The 19749-nt window shown below is 44.2% G+C and carries 19 protein-coding genes; 16 read left to right on the top strand and 3 right to left on the bottom strand.

Going from position 1 to position 19749, the window contains the following annotated elements; genetic code table 11:
• Positions 1-726 precede the first annotated feature (726 nt).
• Positions 727-2895, top strand: a complete 2169-nt coding sequence (locus tag HFA01_RS12105) for an FUSC family protein (RefSeq protein ID WP_146816574.1) — start codon at positions 727-729, stop codon at positions 2893-2895.
• Positions 2896-2934: 39 nt separating this feature from the next.
• Here the strand turns inward: HFA01_RS12105 and HFA01_RS19160 are convergent, their stop codons facing one another.
• Together HFA01_RS19160 and HFA01_RS12100 are read right to left on the bottom strand one after the other, a co-directional pair.
• Positions 2935-3060: a hypothetical protein gene (locus HFA01_RS19160; RefSeq protein WP_255574117.1), complete on the bottom strand. Its 126-nt coding sequence runs from the start codon at positions 3058-3060 to the stop codon at positions 2935-2937.
• Between the two features lie 105 nt (positions 3061-3165).
• The gene (locus tag HFA01_RS12100; RefSeq protein WP_146816572.1) at positions 3166-4881 is read right to left on the bottom strand and encodes an Rqc2 family fibronectin-binding protein; all 1716 of its coding nucleotides are present in this window, start codon (positions 4879-4881) and stop codon (positions 3166-3168) included.
• A 150-nt stretch (positions 4882-5031) separates the two neighbouring features.
• Here HFA01_RS12100 and HFA01_RS12095 point away from each other — a divergent pair, with 150 nt between their 5' ends.
• From HFA01_RS12095 to spoVM, 14 genes are all read left to right on the top strand, one after another.
• Positions 5032-5913: a YicC/YloC family endoribonuclease gene (locus HFA01_RS12095; RefSeq protein ID WP_146816570.1), complete on the top strand. Its 882-nt coding sequence runs from the start codon at positions 5032-5034 to the stop codon at positions 5911-5913.
• 79 nt (positions 5914-5992) lie between these two features.
• Positions 5993-6256 (top strand): extracellular matrix/biofilm regulator RemA, encoded by a 264-nt coding sequence (gene remA / locus HFA01_RS12090; protein WP_027954142.1) that lies wholly within the window; start codon positions 5993-5995, stop codon positions 6254-6256.
• A 14-nt stretch (positions 6257-6270) separates the two neighbouring features.
• Positions 6271-6885, top strand: a complete 615-nt coding sequence (gene gmk, locus HFA01_RS12085) for a guanylate kinase (protein ID WP_089654637.1) — start codon at positions 6271-6273, stop codon at positions 6883-6885.
• A 2-nt stretch (positions 6886-6887) separates the two neighbouring features.
• On the top strand, positions 6888-7115 hold the full coding sequence (gene rpoZ / locus HFA01_RS12080; protein WP_146816568.1) for a DNA-directed RNA polymerase subunit omega: 228 nt from the start codon (positions 6888-6890) through the stop codon (positions 7113-7115).
• Between the two features lie 104 nt (positions 7116-7219).
• On the top strand, positions 7220-8425 hold the full coding sequence (gene coaBC / locus HFA01_RS12075) for a bifunctional phosphopantothenoylcysteine decarboxylase/phosphopantothenate--cysteine ligase CoaBC (protein ID WP_146816566.1): 1206 nt from the start codon (positions 7220-7222) through the stop codon (positions 8423-8425).
• Complete coding sequence (priA, locus tag HFA01_RS12070; RefSeq protein ID WP_146816564.1) at positions 8422-10830, top strand: primosomal protein N'; 2409 nt, start codon at positions 8422-8424, stop codon at positions 10828-10830. Before coaBC ends, priA begins: the two co-directional genes overlap by 4 nt.
• 22 nt (positions 10831-10852) lie before the next feature.
• Positions 10853-11800, top strand: coding sequence for a methionyl-tRNA formyltransferase (gene fmt, locus HFA01_RS12065; protein ID WP_146816562.1), 948 nt, complete (start codon positions 10853-10855; stop codon positions 11798-11800).
• Entirely contained in the window at positions 11793-13139 is a 1347-nt protein-coding gene (gene rsmB, locus HFA01_RS12060; RefSeq protein WP_146816560.1) for a 16S rRNA (cytosine(967)-C(5))-methyltransferase RsmB, read from the top strand. The genes fmt and rsmB overlap by 8 nt, the downstream gene beginning before the upstream one ends.
• A gap of 143 nt (positions 13140-13282) precedes the next feature.
• Positions 13283-14044, top strand: a complete 762-nt coding sequence (locus tag HFA01_RS12055; RefSeq protein ID WP_146816558.1) for a Stp1/IreP family PP2C-type Ser/Thr phosphatase — start codon at positions 13283-13285, stop codon at positions 14042-14044.
• Positions 14044-16101 carry a Stk1 family PASTA domain-containing Ser/Thr kinase gene (gene pknB / locus HFA01_RS12050; RefSeq protein WP_146816556.1) on the top strand — a complete coding sequence of 686 codons (2058 nt, stop codon included), beginning with the start codon at positions 14044-14046 and terminating at the stop codon, positions 16099-16101. Before HFA01_RS12055 ends, pknB begins: the two co-directional genes overlap by 1 nt.
• 11 nt (positions 16102-16112) lie before the next feature.
• On the top strand, positions 16113-16994 hold the full coding sequence (gene rsgA, locus HFA01_RS12045) for a ribosome small subunit-dependent GTPase A (protein ID WP_146816554.1): 882 nt from the start codon (positions 16113-16115) through the stop codon (positions 16992-16994).
• A gap of 2 nt (positions 16995-16996) precedes the next feature.
• On the top strand, positions 16997-17650 hold the full coding sequence (gene rpe / locus HFA01_RS12040) for a ribulose-phosphate 3-epimerase (protein ID WP_146816552.1): 654 nt from the start codon (positions 16997-16999) through the stop codon (positions 17648-17650).
• Positions 17651-18012: 362 nt separating this feature from the next.
• Entirely contained in the window at positions 18013-18672 is a 660-nt protein-coding gene (locus HFA01_RS12035) for a thiamine diphosphokinase (protein ID WP_246139324.1), read from the top strand.
• Positions 18673-18720: 48 nt separating this feature from the next.
• Positions 18721-18801: a stage V sporulation protein SpoVM gene (gene spoVM, locus HFA01_RS12030; protein WP_035505439.1), complete on the top strand. Its 81-nt coding sequence runs from the start codon at positions 18721-18723 to the stop codon at positions 18799-18801.
• A gap of 145 nt (positions 18802-18946) precedes the next feature.
• Here the strand turns inward: spoVM and rpmB are convergent, their stop codons facing one another.
• Positions 18947-19135 carry a 50S ribosomal protein L28 gene (rpmB, locus tag HFA01_RS12025; protein ID WP_035505437.1) on the bottom strand — a complete coding sequence of 63 codons (189 nt, stop codon included), beginning with the start codon at positions 19133-19135 and terminating at the stop codon, positions 18947-18949.
• A gap of 242 nt (positions 19136-19377) precedes the next feature.
• Here rpmB and HFA01_RS12020 point away from each other — a divergent pair, with 242 nt between their 5' ends.
• Positions 19378-19740, top strand: coding sequence for an Asp23/Gls24 family envelope stress response protein (locus tag HFA01_RS12020; protein ID WP_089654647.1), 363 nt, complete (start codon positions 19378-19380; stop codon positions 19738-19740).
• Positions 19741-19749 lie beyond the last annotated feature (9 nt).

Genomic DNA, 19749 nt, shown 5'->3' with positions numbered 1-19749 from the left:
GGTGATGAAAATGAAATCTAAAAAACACTCTTTTTTCATACTCATGAATGCCTCGCTCGGCTTATTGACCTGTTTTGTCTATTTATATACGTGGGTGGCGTTTGCATTCATGGAGTCCATGTGGTCCTTAGAACCCTTATTAAGCTTGGTCGCTTCTCTCGCGTTGTTTATCCTGTGGAATGTATACATGCTGAAGCGCGAAAGCCGAAGGTACTGGGCACAAGCGATTTTTTCTTATCTTGCATCGATAGCGGTATTCGCATATTTCCTAACCTAAAACCACGATCCAATCGTGGTTTTTTTAATCCAATGACATAATGGCAATACATAATCTAATCAAGGAAAGCCCCCGTTTAAGTAAAAGTCCGCTTCGAGACAACTGGGGCCGTTTATCCCCCCATTAAATATAGGTTAGAAACGAACCCCTTTACCAAGTTGGATCGTCTTCCACAATGCCGCTTTTTAAAGTATAAAGTGCACTCTGTATCAAGCTCATCTTGAGAAGTTTATATTATATAAAGGTGGTAGGATAAAAGCTCATGAAAGACTGCTTTACCTTTGACAGATAGGGGAGTGCGCTCTATAATTTATCTTTATCTAACCTGTCGTTACTCTTGAGAAAAAAGGAACAGAGTAGGATTTGCGAACTAATAGAAAATTGATCACTATTTGATAAATGGGATCGATTCAACACGTGAATAAACAAAAGAGAGGAGGAATGCTTCCATGTATGAAATAGGAAGACAATCGTATTGGTTTAAGAGAATGCTGGCTTCAGATCCAGGAAATAAGCGGTTGCAGCAGGCAGGGAAAGCAACACTTAGTGTGATCTCGGCTGTTTTCACTACTTTACTGGTTTTGAACCTGCTCGGGCACGATCCGCTTCTTCCCGCTATCATTTCTGGTGTATGTGGGCTGCTGGGGATCATGGCGGTAATGGATGATACGAAAAAAGAAAAGCAGGGCACGACACTTTTACTTCCCTTTTCAGCGATCACTGGAGTGACGCTTGGGTCTTTATTATCCTGGAGTGCCGTTCTCGTGTCCATGTTGATGATCTTGATCATCTTTTGCAGCTTTTATTTTTCTAAATTCGGCAGTCGTTATTTTTCTTTAGGTATGATCGGATTTATAACCGTCTATTTTTCTTCCTTTTTAAAACTTCCTCCCGAACAATTCCCTTGGTTTTACGGTGCGATTTGTATAGGCATCAGCTACGCATTTCTATATAATTTCATCATTTTCAGAGATACGGCACAACAGCTTAAGCGTAGTCTTCAATCTTTTCATAGGCAGGCAAACCTCACCTTTGAATTATTGGCAGATGTCGTCAAAGATCCTGAAATGAATCAGATCCGTTCGAAAAAATTGACGGAGAATGTGAAAAAGTTAAGGGATTATGCCAATCATGTGTCCACGGACTTGAATGCACAGAATATTAATGAAGTCTGGCCGGGACTCCGTACGGAACAATTACGATTATATGTGTTCGATACGGCCATGTTTGTCATGACGCTTTCGGATAGTTTGGAAAAATTAAAAGAAAGTGGAGCCTTGGAGACAGAAGAGCTCCGTTCCATTCTCTTCCATCTCATTCAGACGTTGCAAAAGGCAGAAGTACTTAAGGTGGAAAAGGAAGAAAAGCACCTTTCCGAAGCTGAACGAGTGGTTGTCGCTTTGAGAAAGATGATTGACCAAAGGTTTGGCGAACATGAAACAAGGCCGGAAGGGTGGCTGTATCTGCTCCGCCGTATCGAGGCGATTGCTACGCATGTGACGGAAGGAGCCCTCGCCATAAGATACAGTGGGGGAGACCATCCAGGTGATCAATCGTTCGTAGAAGAAGTACCAGAAGAAGATAAAGACAAGGGGATGGAGCCCTCAACAAAAAAAGCGATTCAGTCGGTGATTGCCGGAACAATCGCTGTGATTGTAGGTCATTTGATTTCTCCTATTCAACCCTATTGGGTGTTATTAACGACGTTTATCGTCCAATTAGGGACCCCGACCGTTGGACGCACTTATTTGAAAGGTTTGGAAAGATCGATCGGGACGATAGGAGGGGCCATTATTGGTTTCTTTTTGGCGAAATCTGTGTCTGGCCATTCTGAATTAGAAGTAGGCCTTATATTTGCGGTCATCTTTTTTGCTTTTTACATGCTTCCGGTGTCCTACACGGTCATGAGTATTTTCATCACCATGCTCATCGCCTTCATGTATGACCTCATTTTGGGTGGGATCAGTTATGCCTTGCTGCTTGCCCGGGTAGTGGACACGATTGCTGGAGCTGGTATTGCACTAGCAGCGGCAGCCTTCATTTTTCCTACACGGACGCTTGATAAAATGAAGGAGCAGCTGGTGGATTATTTAGAGAGTCTCGAGGATTATATCTTATCTTACATTCGAAAATTTCGCCTTTCAGAAAGCATGAAGGGGCTTGCGGATCTAGCTTTTCAAATGGATGAGAAGATTCAATTGCTTGAAGAGGATGCAAAACCTGCCCTGCAGAGGCCTGGAGCTAATAAATATTCCGGTATTCCCAGGCTGCTGATGTCGTTTACGGCTATTAATTATTATGCGAAACAGTTGGTGGCATCTACGTACCAAAAGGACTTTCATCGTTCCGAAGAAATTACAGAGGCTCTCAAGCGAACGGAAAAGGTGTACAAGCACAACATTCGCACAATCATGGCGGTATTGAATGGGGAAGTCATGAGTGGACAACTGTTCAGACTGCAACATGAGCGGGAAATGATTGAACGGTTTGCCCCAGGACATAAGGAAGAGCAGGGGGATATTGTCCACCACTTGTTTTATATTTGGAAAATCAATCAAGCTTTGCTTGCTGTTGGAGAAAGAATGGGGCTTGAAACAGCAGAACGGATGGAAGAATAGAAGCAGCACGTGTGAATATTCACACGTGCTGCTTTTCATTTATCTGTTTCGATCATAAGGACTTTCTCCAGCCTTGGAGATTGTAATTCGTTCTTCTCCTGAAGCTGGTTGAACCGCATCCCTGCTCTTTTTCGGATTGCGTTTCGATTTTGAATTCTTCGGCATAACAGCAACCTCCTTAATCGTATTCAGTTGCCTTTGTATTATTTGTTATCCCGGCCTGTGGTATGTGAAAATCCCTGTGCCAATTATAGGCACAGGGATCATGGGTCAGTCTTTTTTCTTTAATCTTTTAATGAAGGTTGAATCAGGTGTCACGAACAACGTCTGTTGTTGGTCATAAGTGACGAACCCAGGTTTTGCTCCTGACGGCTTTTTCACATGCCGGATACGCGTGTAGTCTACTGGAACGGAGGAAGACTTGCTTGATTTACTGAAATTCGCAGCAAGCTGGGCGGCTTCAAACAACGTATCTTCGCTCGGGTCTTCGTCACGAATGACGACATGAGAGCCGGGAATATCTTTGGCATGAAGCCAAATATCCATTTTGTTTGCCATTCGGTTGGTTAAATATTCGTTTTGCTTGTTGTTTCGACCTACATAAATCAAGGTCCCGTCCGTCGACTCAAAACTTTCCGGTTTCGGTTTCTGGGGTTTGTTCTTACGGTTCCCTTTTGCAGCCGGTTTTTTCTTTAAGTACCCTTGTTCACGCAGTTCTTCTCGAATTTCTTCGATGTCTTCTTCTCTAGCCGATTCTACTTGTTGAAGGAGACGATCAAAATATAGGATTTCATCTTCTGCTTTTCGGATTTCCTTTTGGACGACTTCTTTGGATTTCTTCAGTTTTGTGTACGTTTGAAAATAGCTTTGTGCATTTTCACTCGGCGTTTTATTAGGATTGAGTTCGATCGTCATTTCTGATTGATCGGGATCGTAGTAGTCAACGACCGTCACCGATTCGTCTCCTGTTTTGACCATGTGCATATGAGCAGTCAACAGCTCGCCGAGTTTCTGGTATTCTTCGGCTGACTCCGATTTTTTCAGCGTCGTTTCGTGCTTTTTAATTTTTCGTTTGTTTTTATCTCGTTCATTTTTCAAGAAACGGTGTAAATCGCCTGCCTGCTGCTTAACACGGTCCCGCTCAGCTTTCCCGGAATAATAATCATCCAGCATCGCACTGACGGTTTCATAATTTTCCACTTCACCCGAAAAAGCATGTAATGGAATCACATAAAATTGTTCTTTTTCCGTCCGGTGGATCTGAGGTTTATACTCGTGGTTGAGGATGATTTCCCTAATCTCCCTGTAAGCTTCTTTCACGGCCTGCGAGCCGCCGAGGCCTGCCCTGTGAACAATTTCCTTCGTTATCATCGGTGAAAAACCCATCACCACATTCAAAATTTGTTTATCCATTTTGCCTGAGTTAAAGTCCAATTTTCTAATGAACGAATCTGGTTCAAGGTCCACAGGATTGATTTTGCCTTGTTCTGGTGGGAGTTTATAAGGCTGGCCGGGCATAATCGTCCGGTGCCGGTTTTGAGAAGGGGGCAAATGCTTGATGCTGTCTAGCATATGTCCTTCTTCTTCATCGACAAGCAGGATGTTGGAGTGTTTACCCATCACCTCAATAATGAGCGTTTTCATTGTTTCATCCCCGACTTCATTACGGGTCCGGATATGGAACTTCACAATCCTTTCCATGTCCACCTGTTCAATACGTTCAACAAACCCTCCGATTAAATGCTTCCTAAGAAGCATGCACAGCATAGGTGGTTCTTTAGGATTATGGTATTGATCGTCCGTCAAATGAAAGCGAGCATAGCTCGGGTGTGCGGACAATAAAAGCGTATGTTTTTTTCGATTGGAACGGACCGTAAATACGAGCTCCGTTTCGGTTGGCTGATAAATTTTCATAATACGGCCGGACTGGATCGTTTCATTCAATTCGTTCGTGATCGCCCGGGTTACAATTCCGTCAAAAGACATCGTCTTCACCTCTCTACTGTTAGAAGTATAGCATGAGTAAAGCTTGTTATTCTAAGATTTTTCCTTACGTAAACGCAAACATTCGCAACGATATGCTTTCTTTTGCTAAAATGGAGGATGCATTCATTTTACATATAGGTGATGATCGTAATGATTAAAAGTATGACAGGGTATGGGAAAAGTACGGTGGAAGTCAACGAAACAAAGATCCATGTAGAAATCCGATCGGTGAATCATCGTTTTCTGGATATGACGTTCAAGATGCCCCCCGCCTTGATGTTTTTGGAAGAACGTCTGAAACAAGTCGTCAAAGGCCGGTTATACAGGGGGCGCATCGATATTTTTGTATCCCTTGTAGGAGAAGATTTGGTTGAAAAGAAAATCGATGTGAATTGGGAAATGGTGGATCAATATATTACACGCTTGAAGGATATTCAGCGCCGTTATGAGTTGACGGGGGATATTTCTATTGATATGGTATCCAAGTTAGACCATGTTTTTTCGGAAAAAGAGATGGAAAACGATTCAGATGAGTGGAAAGTGGCTTTATTAGAAGCCATGGATGACGCTGTTAGACAATTGGTTGAGATGCGGACGAAGGAAGGTCACGAGTTACACGATGATCTTGAAAAACGCATCGCTAAAGTCCGGTCATGGTTGAACAGCCTGGACGAAAGGCGGCCGATGTTAATCGATGAGTATAAAGAGAGGATTCGGACCCGCGTAGAAGAATACACCAAAGAGCAACTCCGCCCCGATGAAACAAAAATCCTCCAGGAAGTCGCTTTGCTTGCAGAGAAAGGGGACGTCACCGAAGAGTTGACAAGACTACAGTCCCACTTCACTCAATTTGAAAGCACCCTTTCCATAGATGAGCCTGTTGGAAGAAGACTGGATTTTATTGTGCAGGAAATGCACCGTGAAGTGAATACGATCGGGTCGAAATCCAATGACGGCAAAATGACGGAAATGGTTGTGAATTTGAAAAGCGAGATTGAAAAGATGAAAGAACAAGTACAAAATGTTGAATAACAATTGTGTTTATGCCTAGTTTTTTCATATAATAGAGGTAGTCATGAAAGTGCTTGGTCAGAAGAAGGAGGAGTCAGCTTTGAGCTTGAAATTAATCAATATCGGTTTTGGAAACGTCGTATCTGCGAATCGTATTATTTCTATTGTTTCGCCTGAATCCGCTCCGATCAAACGTATCATCACGGTCGCCCGTGACAATAATAAATTAGTAGATGCTACATATGGTCGCCGTACGCGTGCGGTCATCATTACAGATAGTGATCATGTCGTCCTTTCAGCCGTCCAGCCGGAAACCGTCGGGCAGCGTGTCATCAGTAACGACGAGATCTCAGATGAAAACTAGGAGGACTTTTTGCAGTGATTGATCAGAAAGGTATTTTATTCATCCTTTCCGGCCCATCAGGTGTCGGAAAAGGAACGGTACGTAAAGCATTATTTGAGCAGTCGACAGATTTGCGCTATTCCATATCCATGACCACTCGTGATCCAAGGGAAGGCGAAGTGGACGGGGTCGATTACTTTTTTAAATCAAGAGATGAATTTGAGAAATTAATCAGTGAAGGCCAATTGATTGAACATGCGGAATATGTGGGAAACTATTATGGTACCCCCCGTCAATACGTGGAGCAGACATTGAACGAAGGCAAAGATGTCTTTTTGGAAATTGAAGTTCAGGGAGCACTCAAAGTAAGGGAGAACTTCCCTGAAGGCGTGTTCGTATTTTTGATTCCACCTTCTTTGGAAGAATTGAAGGATCGTATTGTCAACCGTGGCACGGAAACGGAAGACAAAGTGAAAAACCGCTTGAAAGCAGCGAAAGAAGAAATTGATATGATGGATGCGTATGATTATGTCGTCGTGAACGATCAGATTGACAATGCTGTGACGAAAGTGAAATCGATCGTTGCCAGTGAGCACTGCAAACGTGAACGTGTCGCCCATCAATATAAAAAAGCATTGGAGGATGAATAATCATGATGTTAGAACCGTCCATTGATTCCCTACAGAAACAAATCAAATCCAAATACACGCTTGTCACACTATCTGCGAGAAGAGCGCGTGAATTGAAACAAGGAAGCGCGCCGATGATCGATCATCCGACTTCCCATCAGCAAGTCGGTGTAGCGCTTGAAGAGATCCGCGATGGCAAATTGAACTATATTGAAGCGGATGAAATCCAAGAACGAACGGAAACCACATAAGAACATCGAAACAACGTAGGAAAAGCCGCGCTTCTTCATTGAATCAGCGCGGCTTTTCCTACGTGTTTTAGTGACAACATTTTTCAAGTACAGGGGGCTATCAGATGTTGAATGGAAAAAAGATCGTCTTAGGAGTATCAGGTGGAATCGCCGCCTACAAAGCAGCCGCTTTAACAAGCAAACTCGTTCAAGCCGGGGCTGTTGTTAAAGTAATCATGACAGACAGCGCGCAGAATTTTGTATCCCCGACTACTTTTCAGGCATTGTCCAGACAGCCTGTATATACCGATACCTTTGATGAACAAGATTCTTCTCAAATCCAGCACATTGATGTCGCTGACTGGGCGGACCTCTTCTTAATCGCCCCTGCGACTGCAAATGTGATCGGAAAGCTCGCGAGCGGTCTCGCTGATGATATGCTCTCGACGACCTTACTTGCGACCGAGGCACCTGTTTATATCGCTCCAGCAATGAATGTCCATATGTACAGTCATCCGGCTGTGTTGAAAAATTTAAAACAGCTCGATGCATGGGGCTTCCGCTTCATCGAGCCTGGTGAAGGTTACCTTGCCTGCGGGTATGTAGGAAAAGGACGCTTGGAGGAGCCCGAGACCATTGTTGAAGTGCTTAGGAAAGAATATCAACGCCCTCAACCACTTAAAGGAAAAAAAGTACTCATAACAGCCGGCCCTACACGTGAACAGATCGATCCAGTACGTTATTTCACAAATCCATCGACGGGCAAAATGGGGTATGCGCTAGCGAAAAAAGCTAAGCAGCTTGGCGCTGACGTGACTCTCGTTTCTGGTCAGGTAGCTTTGGACCCTCCCGTTGGCGTGCATGTGATCCAAATTACAACTGCTCAGGAAATGTATGAGGAAGTCTTGAAAGCTTATCCCGATCAAGACCTTGTCATCAAGTCGGCAGCGGTAGCCGATTACCGTCCGAAAATCACTTATGATCAAAAGATGAAGAAGAAAACCGGGGACTATGTGGTCGAGATGGAGCGGACGAAAGATATTCTCATGGAGCTGGGAGATCGCAAAGAACATCAATACTTAATCGGCTTTGCTGCAGAAACGACAGATGTGGAGAAGTATGGAAGAGAGAAGCTGGCTAAAAAGAACCTCGATGCCATTGTCATCAATAATGTATCTGAAGAGGGTTCAGGATTTGGCACGGACACGAACGCCTCCTTGTTTATTACTAAAAAAGGAGAAGAGATGACGTATCCATTAATGAGCAAAGACGAGCTCGCTAAAAACATTCTCATGGTGGCCAGTGGGGAGATGGAGAGTGAGAACCTTTGATTGCAAACGTAATCGTTGATGTACCCTCACAAAATACGAACCGTCCTTTTGATTATGAAATACCTGAAAAGTTCGATGGGATTGTTCAACCGGGGGTACGTGTCATCGTGCCATTCGGGCCACGCAAAATTTTAGGGTATGTCGTGTCACTTTCAGAAACAAGTTCTTTCTCTTCCGTAAAGAAAATCACGGATGTCCTTGATGTGATCCCAACGTTGACTGAAGAACTTCTACAACTCGGGAAATGGTTATCTAAAAATACGCTGAGCTATTACATCTCCTGTCTTCAAGTCATGCTTCCTCAAGTGATGAAAGCCAAATATCGAAAAGAGCTGTGGAAGCTGACGGAAGAACCCCTTGGATCTGATCTCGATCCTCTATTTGACGGACGTGCGGTTGTAGATTTTGAGGAATTCGAGAAATCAGGCATCGGGTATCATACCCTCCGGAAGCACATGAATGATGGAGAAGTCGATGTCCATTATGAAGTGAAAAGCCGGGAAACGAAGAAGACGATGACGATGGTCGAGCCCCATTTAAATCCGATGGAATTAGAGGAGAAGCTTGAAGATCTCTCCCCACAAGCCAAAAAGCAGCGGACCATTGTCGAGTATTTTCTGGAGTACCCGGAAGCGGTGGAGAAGAAGAGGCTTTTGGATATTCTATCCACCACCCCCGCCTCATTAAAACCGCTCATCGAACAGGGGTTCATCCGCGAATTCAAGCAGGAAGTTTTCAGAGATCCATATGGGGATCGGGACTTCGAACGTACGCAACCTTTTCCACTGACAGTAGAACAGGAAACAGCCATACAGCCAATCCTTAAGACCATTGAGGAAAATGCCCATGATGTTTTTCTTCTTCATGGGGTGACGGGAAGCGGCAAAACGGAAGTGTATTTGCAGTCGATCCAGGAAGTCATTGATAAAGACGAGGAAGCCATCATGCTTGTACCTGAAATTGCTTTGACTCCGCAAATGGTTGAACGCTTTAAAGGGAGGTTCGGCTCAAAGGTCGCCGTCCTTCATAGTGCTTTATCAGCGGGGGAAAAGTACGATGAATGGCGGAAGATTCAGCGCAAGGAAGTCCAGGTCGTGGTCGGAGCAAGGTCTGCTATTTTCGCTCCGTTTACGAACATCGGCTTGATCATTATTGATGAAGAACATGAAACAAGTTACAAGCAGGAGGACCGGACACGTTATCATGCGAGAGACGTGGCCATTGAAAGGGGAAAAACCCATCAATGTCCGGTCGTTTTAGGGAGTGCTACACCAGCACTCGAAAGTTATGCCAGAGCTGTCAAAGGCAATTATCAGCTGTTGACGATGAAAAAGCGTATGAATGAGGCAGTCATGCCGGCGGTGGATCTCGTTGATATGAGAGAAGAACTTCATAGTGGCAACCGTTCCATGTTTTCAATCGCGCTGAAGGAGAAAATTGAAGAAAGGCTTGCCCGTGGGGAGCAGGTCGTTCTTTTTCTAAATAGACGCGGCTATTCGACCTTCGTCATGTGCAGGGACTGTGGTCACGTGAGTGAATGCCCACACTGCGACATCGCACTTACGTATCACAAAAGGCAGAACCGTCTGAAATGCCACTATTGTTCTCATGAAGAACCCATGCCGACCGAATGTCCGGAATGTGAGAGCAAAACCATCCGTTATTTCGGTACAGGGACACAAAAAGTGGAAGAGGCTCTTCAGGAGTTGATCCCGGAAGCACGTGTGATTCGCATGGACGTCGATACAACAAGAAGAAAAGGTGCTCACGAACGGCTGCTTAAAAAGTTTGGAGAAGGACAAGCGGATATCCTGCTCGGCACGCAGATGATCGCTAAAGGTCTGGACTTCGGAAACGTGACCCTTGTTGGTGTTCTTGCCGCTGATGCCCTTCTCAACCTGCCTGATTTCCGTGCGTCAGAAAAAACGTTCCAATTGCTCACCCAGGTAAGCGGAAGGGCAGGAAGACATGAGAAGCCCGGAGAAGTCGTTGTCCAAACGTACACACCGGAGCATTATAGTATTGAACTTGCCAGCCAGTATGATTATGAGCAATTTTTCAATGAAGAAATGAAATTGAGGAAAGCGTTCCGCTATCCTCCGTACTTTTTCTTGACACTTTTCACCATTTCACACCCTAATCAATTGAAAGTGCAGGAAGTGACACAGAAAATCACCATGTTCATGCAGCAGAAGCTTTCCGATCAATCTTATGTGCTCGGACCTACTCCTTCTGCGCTCACCAGGATCAATAATAGATATCGCTATCAATGCATGATAAAATACAAGAAGGAACCTGAGCAGCGAAAATTCGTTGAACGGATATTGCACTATTATGAAGATGAAATGAAACAAGAAAATGGTTTGCAGATTACGGTGGATTTCCAACCGTATCAGTTGATGTAAGCAAGAAGGGAGCAACAAAGTCATGACACGAATCGCATTTATGGGGACACCGGACTTCGCCGTACCTGTCCTTGACCGCATCATTGAAGAGGGGTATGAGGTTGTCCTCGTTATTACACAACCGGACAGACCGAAAGGGAGAAAGAAAACGATGACCCCTCCTCCAGTCAAAGTAGCAGCGGAGAAGCACGGGATCCCGGTATTTCAACCAGAAAAAATCAAAGAAGAATATCAAGAAGTTCTTGCTTACGATCCCGACTTGATCGTAACCGCTGCCTTCGGTCAAATTTTACCAGAAGCTTTACTCAAAAAGCCGAAACATGGATGTATTAATGTCCATGCATCCTTACTGCCTGAATTCCGAGGTGGTGCACCCATCCATTACAGCATCCTTGAAGGTAAGCAGGAGACAGGAGTCACCATCATGTATATGGTTAAACGTCTGGATGCAGGGGATATGCTTTCAAAAGTGACGGTGCCGATCGAAGACGATGATCATGTAGGAACGCTTCATGATAAACTTTCCGTCGCCGGAGCGGACTTGTTAGCGGACACGCTGCCGAAGTTATTGAGCGGAGATATTACGCCTGAGGAGCAGGATGAATCCAAAGTCACATTCGCTTCCAATATCAAAAGGGAGCAGGAGCTTATTGATTGGAGCAAAGAGCAACAAACGGTCTATAATCATGTACGTGGTCTTCATCCTTGGCCGGTCGCTTATACTTACTGGAACGGCAAGCCGATGAAGGTCTGGTGGATTGAAAAAATGGAAGATACATTTGAGGAAGCCCCTGGGACAGTTGTAAGAATCGATGAAGATGGTTTTCTTGTAACCACAGGTGGAAACCAAGCCGTAAAGGTTGTTTCCCTCCAACCTTCTGGAAAGAAAAAAATGGACGGACAGGCGTTTATTAATGGTGCTGGTCAGTCCTTACAGGTCGGCGAACGCCTGGGTGAGACGCATGACTAAGTATGCATTAAGAGAGTCAGCCCTGGATCTTCTTACTCGAATTGGTGAGCAGGGTGGATTCAGTCACGTTTTATTAGACAGGGAAATCTCTAAGCAAAAACTTTCCCGTCAGGATGGTGCATTGTTAACGGAAATTGTCTACGGTACACTTCAACGCCGGGATTTGATCGACTATTCCATTCAGCCTTACATTGCCAAGCAGAAGAAAATAAAGCCATGGGTCCGTTGGCTGCTTTATATGTCGGTATATCAGATGGTCTTTCTTGAAAGAGTACCGGACCATGCCATTATCCATGAAGCCGTGGAAATCTCTAAGAAGCGCGGACATAAAGGGATTTCTTCATTTATGAATGGCGTACTTCGAAACGTCCAGCGCAAAGGTGTTCAGAGCCTAGATAAAATCGAAGATCCAGTAGAGCGAATGGCGATTGAAACCAGTCATCCTCAATGGCTTGTAAACCGCTGGGTTGATCAGTATGGCATGGAAACGACAAAAGAGATGTGTGAAGCGAACAATCAACACCTCCCTATGTCGCTGAGAGTACAGCCGCTTAGAATTTCACGTGAAGAGGCGATGAAGCAGCTTCAGGAAGATGGATACAGAGTGGAAGAGAGCGCTCTCTCCCCTCAAGGCTTCCTTGTTCTTGAAGGGGCAATTCTCTCCCATTCCCTTTTCCAAGAAGGGTATGTAACCGTTCAAGATCAGAGTTCTATGCTTGTAGCGGAAATGATGGATCTTGAAAGGGGATTGTCGGTGCTGGATGCCTGTAGCGCACCTGGAGGTAAAACCACCCATATCGCTGAAAAGATGGAGGATGAGGGAGAAGTCGTCGCTTATGACTTGCATGAGAAAAAAGCGAAACTGGTAAGCAAAAAGGCTGAACAGCTGCAGCTCACATCCATTACCGCCAGTCAGGCAGACTCAAGAAAGCTTGGAGAAAAGCACACGCCGGGCACTTTTGACCGCATCTTACTCGATGCTCCTTGTTCCGGTCTTGGAGTTTTACGTGGAAAACCAGATATAAAATACCATAAAAAAGAAGAAGATATCTTCTCCCTAAGAAAGATTCAGGATGATTTATTGAGAGAAGTTGCGCCACTCCTAAAGCCTGGAGGCAAGATTGTCTATAGTACATGCACGGTGGACCGTCATGAAAATGAGGAAGCCGTCAAGCATTTCTTGAAAGAGAATCCGGACTTTGAAGTAGATCCAGCTTTCTTTAAGGAGCTTCCAGAAGCCCTTCAGGAATCGCAGGGTCTTACCGAAATAGGTCTTCAGCTTTTCCCTCAAGATTGGGATACAGATGGATTTTTCTTAACCCGGTTGTATAAAAAGTAAAGAATCTCAAAATGAATGAATTCCAGGGGGTAGAATCTGATTCCAATACTCGGATTCCTACCCTTTAAAGTAGAGTGTAAGATACCACCTAAGAATGAGCACCCATGTTTTATCTAAGTTATAAATATGAGGCAGGTGAGACCATGATAGGTTATTACGAAACAGATCAAGGGAAAGTCAGAATTCATAATGAGGATGCCGGCGGGGTTTTTAAAAACGATGCAGGCCAGGTCCTTGCCATCGTAGCCGACGGGATGGGTGGGCATCAGGCCGGTGATATTGCCAGTCAGATGACGACCTCACACATACATAAAAAATGGCAGGAAGCCAATCTTATAGAAACTCCTGATCAAGCTGAAAATTGGATCAAAGAAGCGGTCCTCTCTGCGAACAATGAAATCAAAGCCTATGCCAATGAACATGAAGAATGTGCAGGGATGGGAACGACAGTTGTCGTAGCTTTGTGTACAAATGAATTTGCGACGATCGGTCATATTGGAGACAGCAGGTGCTATTTTGCTAATGACTACGGCTTTAAAGTGATCACTGAGGACCATTCTCTCGTGAACGAACTTGTGCGTTCCGGACAGATTACCGAAGAACAGGCCGAGCATCATCCCAGGAAAAATGTATTGTTAAAAGCGCTTGGGACAGAATTTGAATTGACGGCCGATGTGAAAACAATGGAATTCGAGGAAGATGACCGCCTTCTATTGTGCACAGATGGCTTAACCAATAAGGTTAGTGATGAGGAATTAAGTGAATTGAAAACATTTGAAGGGGAATGGTCGTCATTTACGAAGCAGATGATCGATCTTGCGAATGAGCGTGGAGGGGAAGACAATATTACGCTTGCAGTCGTCCATCATCATCCTTCTTCCGACCAGAAAGAAGGTGCGGAATAATGTTGAATAACCGTCTCCTTAATGACCGTTATCGTGTACAAGAGATGATCGGTGGCGGCGGTATGGCGAATGTCTACCTTGCTCATGACACGATTCTGGACAGGGATGTCGCCATTAAAGTACTGCGACTCGAACATGGAAATGATGAAGAGTTTATTGCTCGCTTTCATAGAGAGGCACAATCAGCTACGAGTCTTTCTCATCCGAATATCGTCAACATTTATGATGTCGGGGAGGAAGACGACATTTATTTTATGGTGATGGAGTACGTCGATGGAATGACGTTAAAGCAGTACATTCAACAACATAGTCCAATCGATGTGTCTGAAGCGGTGGATATTATGAGGCAGATTGCATCCGCAATCGCTCATGCGCATGATAATGGAATCGTTCATAGGGATATTAAACCGCAGAACATTCTTATTGATCATTATGGTCATGTGAAAGTGACGGATTTCGGAATTGCTATGGCCCTCAGTGCGACGGCGTTGACTCAGACCAACTCTGTGCTTGGTTCTGTTCATTATCTATCCCCTGAACAAGCGCGGGGCGGGATGGCAACAAAAAAATCAGACGTCTATTCGCTCGGTATTGTTTTTTTCGAATTACTGACAGGCAGGCTCCCTTTTTCCGGAGAATCTCCTGTCTCGATCGCTTTAAAGCATCTTCAGCATGAAACACCTTCCTTGAAAAGATGGAATGCGGATCTGCCTCAAAGTGTTGAGAATATTGTTTTGAAATCAACGGCCAAAGATCCTTTTCATAGGTACGAATCGGTATTGGAGATGGAGCATGAGATTGAAACTTCTCTTGAACCATACCGCGCAAATGAACCGGTATTTACTTTACCCGATGATGGTGATGAAGAAAAGACCAAAGCCATCCCAGTGATTACAAATGAAGCATACGGGAATTCAACCGAAGAAGATACGATCATCAATACCAGTGATCATAAGCCTGTCAGCCCTACGCCTGCATCACCGACTAAAACCTATAAGGAGACACCTCCTGCAGCTCCTCAGGCTGACGAGAAGAAACAAAAGAAAAAGCGAAAAGTGTGGCCCTGGATCCTTACGGTTATTCTTTTATTAGTCATTGGGGGAGCCGTAGCCTTATTCACAATCCCTGGGATCATCCAGCCGGCGGATGTGGAGATTCCTGATCTTGCAGGAGAAGAGTATGAGACGGCATATAGTGAACTCAGTGACTTGAACCTTAGTGTGACAAGAGAAACGCGTTTTTCTGATGAGGTGGAAGAGGGAGATGTCATTGAAACAGACCCTGAAGCTGGGATGACAGTGAAGGAAGGTTCCGAGGTTACCGTATATCTTAGCAACGGAAAAGAACGTGTGGATTTCCCTGATTACAGCGGTGATGATTACGAACAAGTAAAAGAAGAGCTGGAGAGTAAGGGATATAGTGGTGTCGATTTAATCGAACAGACAAGCGAGGAACATTCAGCAGGAGAAATTATTTCCCATGTAAGTCCAAGCCCTGGTACGAGTGTCATTCCAGATGAGACCACGGTAACCTTCCGTGTCAGTTCTGGAGTGGCTAAAGTTCAACTTCCGAGTTTAGTGGAAGCGAATGAGAAGTTTGCCACAGATTACCTGCAAAGAAATAAATTGAAATTTGAAGTGACACGTGAATTCTCCGAAGAGGTAAGAGAAGGCTATGTGATTAGACAGGATCCTGCTGCTCAAACAGAAGTAGAGCAAGGGTCGACCGTAAACTTAGTCATTTCTAGAGGACCTGAGCCAAAACCTCCTAGAGATGAGACCGTTTCTATTGAAGTTCCGTATGAACCGGCAACGAATGAGGAAGAAGGCCAAGGGGATGGCGAGCAAGAAGGAGAGCAGCCGGAAACCGAGGGTCAGGAAGTATTGATTTATGTCAATGATGCTAATCGAAACGGAAGTACTCCAGTGATCAGTGAAACGATTACCGAGACGAAAACGTTTGAAATTACTTTAACCATTGAACCGGGAGAAGTAGCCACCTACCGGGTAATGAGGGACGGAGAAGTCTATCAAGAAGAAGTGGAAGTACCGTATTAAGAGGTGAAAAGATGCCAGTAGGAAAAATTATTAAATCATTGAGCGGGTTCTATTATGTCCTTTGTGAAGGGGAGATCTACCAATGTCGTGGACGGGGCAACTTTCGTAAGAAGAAAGTCACCCCTTTAGTTGGTGATCTCGTAGAGTTCAAGGCGGAAAATAAAGAAGAAGGTTACATCTTATCCATTGAAAACAGAAAGAATGAGTTGGTCAGGCCTCCAATATCGAATGTTGATCAGGCGTTAATCGTCACTTCTGCTGTTCACCCGGATTTCAATGCTTTATTACTGGATCGCTTTCTCGTCCTTGTGGAAGAAAAGAGGATTGAGCCTTTTATTGTCATTTCCAAGGTGGACCAATTGGATGAACAACAAATGGAAGTGATGGAAAGCTACAAATCCTTGTATGAAAAAATCGGCTACCCCGTTATTTTATCAGCTGTAGACGATACAGAATCTATGGATCAAATTGAATCTCACCTGGCTGGGCGTACAACGGTGATTGCCGGTCAGTCCGGTGTCGGTAAATCGTCCTTGCTTAATTCCATCGATCCAAGACTCTCTATTGATACCGATGAAATCTCTGAGAGTCTGGGCCGTGGAAAACATACAACACGTCATGTGGAACTTTATGAAATAGCAGGCGGGCTTGTAGCAGATACCCCTGGTTTTAGTTCATTGGAATTCGGCGAATTGGAACTTGATCAACTGCCTGAGTGTTTCCCTGAGTTCGTAGAAGTACAGAATGAATGTAAATTCCGAGGTTGTTTGCACAACAAAGAGCCGAAGTGCGCGGTCAAAAAGGCCGTAGATAATGGGGAGATTTCCGATCAGCGGTACGAGCATTATCTACAATTTTTAAATGAAATACAGAATAGAAAGCCGAGGTATTAAACATGACAAAAATTGCACCATCCATTCTAGCTTCTGATTTTTCAAAGCTTGGAGAAGAAATCAAGGATGTCGAACGTGGAGGAGCGGATTATATCCACGTAGACGTCATGGACGGACATTTTGTTCCTAATATTACAATCGGCCCACTAATTGTGGACCACATTCGTCCGGTAACCGACTTGCCTCTTGATGTCCATTTAATGATCGAAAATCCAGATCAATATATTGAAGCTTTTGCCAAAGCAGGATCTGATATCATCACCGTTCATCAGGAAGCATGTCCACACCTCCATAGAACGATTCAATTGATCAAAAGCCATGGGGTAAAAGCAGGAGTCGTCATCAATCCAGCAACTCCAGCGGAAGCCATTCGGCCGATTCTCCAGGATGTCGATCTTGTCCTCTTGATGACGGTTAACCCAGGATTTGGGGGGCAATCATTTATTCAGTCGGTCGTACCAAAAATTGAACAAATCTCCCAGTGGAGGGAAGAAGAAGGACTTTCCTTCGAAATCGAAATAGATGGTGGAGTGAAAGTTGATACAGCTAAACTTTGCACAGACGCTGGAGCGGATGTGCTTGTGGCTGGCAGCGCCATCTTTAACCAAGAAGATCGTAAAAAAGCGATGGAAGAAATTAGACAAGCGGCACAATAAATGAAACGCTCAAAGGGCCTCGATCCTTTGAGTTTTTTATTTTCTTTTTTATTATTGGCATCCAGTTCAGAAATAAGTTACATTTTACAATAGAAGAAACCGTCCTATTGTAATAGATAACAGGATTGTGAAAGACTTGATTTCGAGACTTTTGTTGAGTGGATGGGGGCTGCGGGGAATCACTCGCTTTCCGCGGGAGCGCGGCGCTCCCCCACAGGAAAGCGAGTATCTTCCCGACCACCCCTGAATCTCCTTATGGCAAATGAAGCCCGAAACATCTTGAAATTGAGTCTTCCACAGGGAGCTTATCGTGAATAGTGAAGGATTTATTTTTTTATGGTGAAAGGTACAGGGAGGATGTTATGGAAATGAAGAGAGTTATTGTTGTCGGTGGCGGACCGAAGTCTTACATACCGGATTTAAAAGCATATGCATGTGATGAATGCATTTGGATCGGGGCCGATCAAGGAGCAGAAGTTCTCGTCGAGCAGGGAGTGGCTCCCGACATCGCCATTGGAGATTTTGATTCTGTATCAGAAAGATCACTGGCTGAAATAAAAAAGAAATCCAAACACGTCTTTGTTTATCCAGATGAAAAGGATGAAACGGATTTGGAATTAGCTATAAATGAAGCACTCCGTTTAAAGGCGGGGCATATTCTATTATTCGGAGTGACCGGTGGTCGGATCGATCATTCTCAGGCGAACATGCAGCTTCTTTACCCCCTCATGAAGGAAAATGTAAAAAGTGCGATCATTGATCGACAGAATCGGGTGGAATTAGTCTCAGCTGGTGAGCATAAGATGGAAGCGGATGAATGTTATCCATATGTTTCTTTCTTGCCAGTGACGCTGGAAGTGACGGATATTACCCTCGAAGGGTTCTACTACCCTTTGGATCGCGCTTATCTGCCATTTGGATCCACCCTGTGCATCTCAAACCGACTGATTGAAGATACAGGTACTTTTTCATTTGAGTCAGGCATACTCTTAGTAATAAGAAGTACAGACTTGCCTACATGAGGGTTATAAGGGAGTTCGCATTAGTTCATATAGGAGGAGGGGGCTCTTTTGAAATTTTATACCATCAAACTCCCAAGGTTCGTCGGGGGTTTAGTGCGCGCAGTCATAAGTACATTTAAAAAAGATTAGGACCAAATCAAAGTGGAGAGCTCCGGAGTACACATGGGCTGAGCTCCGGAGAGCACCAAAATCGCCCGTTAATTTATCTTAGCAAATAAAAAAAGCACCCGGAAAGGGTGCTTTTTTTGTGAGCTTATAAGCTCTGTGTCAGCAATTATACGCGTTGTACTTTGCCGGACTTAAGTTCACGTGCTGTTACGTAAACTTTTTGAGGCTTGCCATCCACAAGGATGCGAACTTTTTGAACATTAGCTTTGAATTTACGTTTATTAGCGTTCATCGCGTGTGAACGGTGGTTACCTGAGCGTGTACCTTTACCAGATAGAACACTTCTGCGTGCCATGAAAATCCCTCCTGTTACATACATAAATCATCAGATACTTAGTAACTTTATCATATAGAATACGTGTTTGCAATAATCTAGTCAGAATTATATCAAGAATTTTTTCTTGACAGAACTTATGAATTGTTACACAGTATAGTAGGGATATCCAGGTCATTTTCTTACCATTGAACAGAAATTCATTTCACATTTTTGTGTTATAATAGGGTAGGATTGAAGAGGATTATAAAGGAGGATCTATTATGTCTGTTGATTTAAATAACCAATATGGTCATATTACTATTAGCAATGAAGTCATTTCAACGATTGCTGGAGGAGCCGCTGTTGAGTGCTACGGCATCGTCGGTATGGCATCTAAAAATCAGATCCGTGACGGTTTATCTGAAATGCTCCGAAAAGAGAATTTTTCCAGAGGAGTCGTTGTCAGACAGGATGAAGATCGCCTCCATATAGACATGTACATTATTGTGAGCTACGGGACGAAGATTTCCGAAGTCGCTCACAACGTCCAATCACAAGTAAAATACACACTAAACAAAACAGTTGGTTTGTCTGTGGATTCTGTGAATATCTTCATTCAGGGAGTTCGTGTGACGACCGAATAGATCGCGGTT

The sequence above is a fragment of the Halobacillus faecis genome (genome assembly GCF_007991335.1).
Taxonomy (GTDB): Bacteria; Bacillota; Bacilli; order Bacillales; family Halobacillaceae; genus Halobacillus; species Halobacillus faecis.
The sequence above is the reverse complement of the archived record's forward strand: the minus strand, read 5'-3'. Positions and strand labels throughout refer to the sequence as shown.